Consider the following 5372-nt stretch of genomic DNA (forward strand, 5'->3'; position numbering starts at 1 on the left):
GCGCGTCCGCTCCTTGAGAACTCAACAGCGTGCCGAAAGTCAGTGCCAAGTAACAACCCCTTTTGTGGGTTTCTTTGGGTTGATGGACATCAAGAGTGCTAGCTCTTGGTTCTCTGCCCGGTATCGAATTCATCTACGGAGAGTTTGATCCTGGCTCAGGACGAACGCTGGCGGCGTGCTTAACACATGCAAGTCGAACGGTGAACCCGCTTCGGTGGGGGATCAGTGGCGAACGGGTGAGTAACACGTGGGCAACCTGCCCCCGGCTCTGGGATAACTCCAAGAAATTGGGGCTAATACCGGATATTCACGGCTGGCCGCATGGCCGGTGGTGGAAAGATTCATCGGCTGGGGATGGGCCCGCGGCCTATCAGCTTGTTGGTGGGGTAGTGGCCTACCAAGGCGACGACGGGTAGCCGGCCTGAGAGGGTGACCGGCCACACTGGGACTGAGACACGGCCCAGACTCCTACGGGAGGCAGCAGTGGGGAATATTGCGCAATGGGCGAAAGCCTGACGCAGCGACGCCGCGTGGGGGATGACGGCCTTCGGGTTGTAAACCTCTTTCAGCTCCGACGAAGCGCAAGTGACGGTAGGAGCAGAAGAAGCACCGGCCAACTACGTGCCAGCAGCCGCGGTAATACGTAGGGTGCAAGCGTTGTCCGGAATTATTGGGCGTAAAGAGCTCGTAGGCGGTTTGTCGCGTCGGCTGTGAAAACCTGAGGCTCAACCTCAGGCCTGCAGTCGATACGGGCAGACTTGAGTGTTGCAGGGGAGACTGGAATTCCTGGTGTAGCGGTGAAATGCGCAGATATCAGGAGGAACACCGGTGGCGAAGGCGGGTCTCTGGGCAACAACTGACGCTGAGGAGCGAAAGCGTGGGGAGCGAACAGGATTAGATACCCTGGTAGTCCACGCCGTAAACGTTGGGCGCTAGGTGTGGGGGCCATTCCACGGTCTCCGTGCCGCAGCTAACGCATTAAGCGCCCCGCCTGGGGAGTACGGCCGCAAGGCTAAAACTCAAAGGAATTGACGGGGGCCCGCACAAGCGGCGGAGCATGTTGCTTAATTCGATGCAACGCGAAGAACCTTACCTAGGCTTGACATGCACGGAAATCCTCCAGAGATGGGGGGTCCGTAAGGGCCGTGCACAGGTGGTGCATGGTTGTCGTCAGCTCGTGTCGTGAGATGTTGGGTTAAGTCCCGCAACGAGCGCAACCCTCGTTCCATGTTGCCAGCACGTGATGGTGGGGACTCATGGGAGACTGCCGGGGTCAACTCGGAGGAAGGTGGGGATGACGTCAAATCATCATGCCCCTTATGTCTAGGGCTGCAAACATGCTACAATGGCCGGTACAAAGGGCTGCGATACCGTGAGGTGGAGCGAATCCCAAAAAGCCGGTCTCAGTTCGGATTGGGGTCTGCAACTCGACCCCATGAAGTTGGAGTCGCTAGTAATCGCAGATCAGCAACGCTGCGGTGAATACGTTCCCGGGCCTTGTACACACCGCCCGTCACGTCACGAAAGTCGGTAACGCCCGAAGCCGGTGGCCCAACCCCTCGTGGGAGGGAGCCGTCGAAGGCGGGATCGGCGATTGGGACGAAGTCGTAACAAGGTAGCCGTACCGGAAGGTGCGGCTGGATCACCTCCTTTCTAAGGAGCATCTCGCCGCCGCGCCCCTCGTGAGGGGTGGGTGGTGCAGAGCCGCGCCCGGACCGTGATCGGCGCCCCAGTCTCGGGGTGTCGGCGGGTGTTCGGGGTGGTGCTCGAGGGTGGAACGCTGACCAGTTCGGCCGGCAGCCGCGGCTGCTCCTAGTACGGCGTCACGTGTGGCGCGGGGAACGGGGTGGCCGGGGGGGTCGGGTCGTAGGCACGCTGTTGGGTCCTGAGGGAACGGGCCCTCCGCCGCTCATGGTGGTGGGGGTGGTCGGTTGTCTCGGCGGGGTCCTCCTGCTTCCTGTACCACCATCCCGGTCGCTGACGCGGCCCCGGTGGGTTGGCGGGGTCGGGTGGAGGGCGACCGGTCGTACGTTGAGAACTGCACAGTGGACGCGAGCATCTTCTTTTCTCTGGAAGAGAGTTTCTTGTAGGTGTCCCGCCCCGGATCCTCCCCTCGCGGGGTGGTCGGGGTGGGTTTTGTGTGGCCAAGTTGTTAAGGGCACACGGTGGATGCCTGGGCACCAGGAGCCGATGAAGGACGTAGGAGGCTGCGATAAGCCTCGGGGAGCTGCCAACCGAGCGTTGATCCGAGGATGTCCGAATGGGGGAACCCCGCACCAGTCATGTGGTGTGACCCGCGCCTGAACACATAGGGCGTGTGGAGGGAACGTGGGGAAGTGAAACATCTCAGTACCCACAGGAAGAGAAAACAACCGTGATTCCGTGAGTAGTGGCGAGCGAAAGCGGATGAGGCTAAACCGATCGCATGTGATAGCCGGCAGGCGTTGTGTGGTCGGGGTCGTGGGACCGTTCTGTTCCTTCTGCCGAAGGAGCGGGGAGTCAGAAAAGACCGTGTTAGTGGAAGGCCTCTGGAAGGGGTCGCCGTAGAGGGTGAGAGCCCCGTACACGAAAACATGGTCTCTCCCGAGCGTGTTCCCAAGTAGCACCGAGCCCGTGAAATTCGGTGTGAATCCGGCGGGACCACCCGCTAAGCCTGAATACTCCCTGGTGACCGATAGCGGACTAGTACCGTGAGGGAAAGGTGAAAAGTACCCCGGGAGGGGAGTGAAATAGTACCTGAAACCGTGTGCCTACAAGCCGTGAGAGCCTTGGTCCCCCTTGTGGGGGCGGGGTGATTGCGTGCCTTTTGAAGAATGAGCCTGCGAGTTAGCGGTACGTGGCGAGGTTAACCCGTGAGGGGTAGCCGTAGCGAAAGCGAGTCCGAACAGGGCGATCTTCAGTCGCGTGCTCTAGACCCGAAGCCGAGTGATCTACCCATGGCCAGGTTGAAGCGCGGGTAAGACCGCGTGGAGGACCGAACCCACCAGGGTTGAAAACCTGGGGGATGAGCTGTGGGTAGGGGTGAAAGGCCAATCAAACTCGGTGATAGCTGGTTCTCCCCGAAATGCATTTAGGTGCAGCGTCGCGTGTTTCTTGCCGGAGGTAGAGCACTGGATGGCCGATGGGCCCCACAAGGTTACTGACGTCAACCAAACTCCGAATGCCGGTAAGTGAGAGCGCGGCAGTGAGACTGCGGGCGATAAGGTTCGTAGTCGAGAGGGAAACAGCCCAGATCATCGGCTAAGGCCCCTAAGCGTGTGCTAAGTGGAAAAGGATGTGGGATCGCAGAGACAACCAGGAGGTTGGCTTAGAAGCAGCCATCCTTGAAAGAGTGCGTAATAGCTCACTGGTCAAGTGGTTCCGCGCCGACAATGTAGCGGGGCTCAAGCACACCGCCGAAGCCGTGGCATTCACACGACGCCCGTCGTCGCCTCTTGCAGGCGCCGGCCAGGTGTGTGGATGGGTAGGGGAGCGTCGCGTGGCGGGTGAAGCGGCGGAGGAATCCAGCCGTGGACGCCACGCGAGTGAGAATGCAGGCATGAGTAGCGAGAGGGGAGTGAGAACCTCCCCCGCCGGAAGACCAAGGGTTCCTGGGCCAGGCTAATCCGCCCAGGGTGAGTCGGGACCTAAGGCGAGGCCGACAGGCGTAGTCGATGGACAACGGGTTGATATTCCCGTACCCGCGAAGGAACGCCCATGCCGAACCCAGCGATGCTAACCGCCCCAAACCGTGTCGCCGGCACTTGTGCCGGCGGCCGGGAGTAGCGCGGGATCCGGACTGGTAGTAGGCAAGCGATGGGGTGACGCAGGAAGGTAGTCGGGCCGGTGAGTGGTAGTACCGGTGCAAGGGTGTGGCCCGCGACGTAGGCAAATCCGCGTCGCATGCAGGGTGAGGCCTGACGCATAGCCGAGTGCGGCGAATTCGATGATCCTATGCTGCCGAGAAAAGCCTCTAGCGAGTTCCGAGCGGCCCGTACCCCAAACCAACTCAGGTGGTCAGGTAGAGAATACCGAGGCGATCGAGCGAACTGTGGTTAAGGAACTCGGCAAAATGCCCCCGTAACTTCGGGAGAAGGGGGGCCGTTGACCGTCATCCATCTTGCATGGGGCAGCGGTGGGCGGCCGCAGAGACCAGTGAGAAGCGACTGTTTACTAAAAACACAGGTCCGTGCGAAGTCGTAAGACGATGTATACGGACTGACGCCTGCCCGGTGCTGGAACGTTAAGGGGACGGGTTAGTGCCCTTCGGGGTGCGAAGCTCAGAACTCAAGCGCCAGTAAACGGCGGTGGTAACTATAACCATCCTAAGGTAGCGAAATTCCTTGTCGGGTAAGTTCCGACCTGCACGAATGGCGTAACGACTTCTCAGCTGTCTCAACCACAGGCTCGGCGAAATTGCACTACGAGTAAAGATGCTCGTTACGCGCGGCAGGACGGAAAGACCCCGGGACCTTCACTACAGCTTGATATTGGTGTTCGGTTCGGCTTGTGTAGGATAGGTGGGAGACTGTGAAGTCCGCACGCCAGTGTGGATGGAGTCGCCGTTGAAATACCACTCTGGTCGAATTGGATGTCTAACCTCGGTCCGTGATCCGGATCAGGAACAGTGTCAGGTGGGTAGTTTAACTGGGGCGGTTGCCTCCCAAAATGTAACGGAGGCGCCCAAAGGTTCCCTCAGCCTGGTTGGCAATCAGGTGTCGAGTGCAAGTGCACAAGGGAGCTTGACTGTGAGACCGACGGGTCGAGCAGGAGCGAAAGCTGGGACTAGTGACCCGGCACCGGCAGGTGGAAGCGGTGTCGCTCAACGGATAAAAGGTACCCCGGGGATAACAGGCTGATCTTCCCCAAGAGTCCATATCGACGGGATGGTTTGGCACCTCGATGTCGGCTCGTCGCATCCTGGGGCTGGAGTAGGTCCCAAGGGTTGGGCTGTTCGCCCATTAAAGCGGTACGCGAGCTGGGTTTAGAACGTCGTGAGACAGTTCGGTCCCTATCCGCCGTGCGCGTAAGAGACTTGAGAAGAGCTGTCCCTAGTACGAGAGGACCGGGACGGACGAACCTCTGGTGTGCCAGTTGTACCGCCAGGTGCACTGCTGGTTGGCTACGTTCGGCAGGGATAACCGCTGAAAGCATCTAAGCGGGAAGCTCGCTTCAAGATGAGGTCTCTCACCGGGTCAACCGGGTAAGGCCCCCGCCCAGACCAGCGGGTCGATAGGCCGGAAGTGGAAGCGCCGCAAGGCGTGCAGCTGACCGGTACTAACAGGCCGAGGGCTTGACCACACACCTCCAACCTGCCCTTTCCCAGGAAAACAGAAAAAGAGATGTCACGCGTCCACTGTGCGGTTCTGAACGCACGCACCGCCCCCCACCCC

Annotated in this window: 2 rRNA genes; both read left to right on the top strand. The window is 60.1% G+C overall.

Annotated elements, in window-relative coordinates:
* Positions 1 to 132: 132 nt before the first annotated feature.
* A 16S ribosomal RNA gene (locus MY526_RS26805) occupies positions 133 to 1653 on the top strand.
* A gap of 489 nt (positions 1654 to 2142) precedes the next feature.
* Positions 2143 to 5280 (top strand): 23S ribosomal RNA (locus MY526_RS26810).
* Together the 16S and 23S rRNA genes form the textbook arrangement of a ribosomal RNA operon.
* Positions 5281 to 5372: the final 92 nt, after the last annotated feature.

This window comes from Geodermatophilus sp. CPCC 205761, from assembly GCF_051383655.1.
In the GTDB taxonomy this organism is placed as follows: domain Bacteria; phylum Actinomycetota; class Actinomycetes; order Mycobacteriales; family Geodermatophilaceae; genus Geodermatophilus.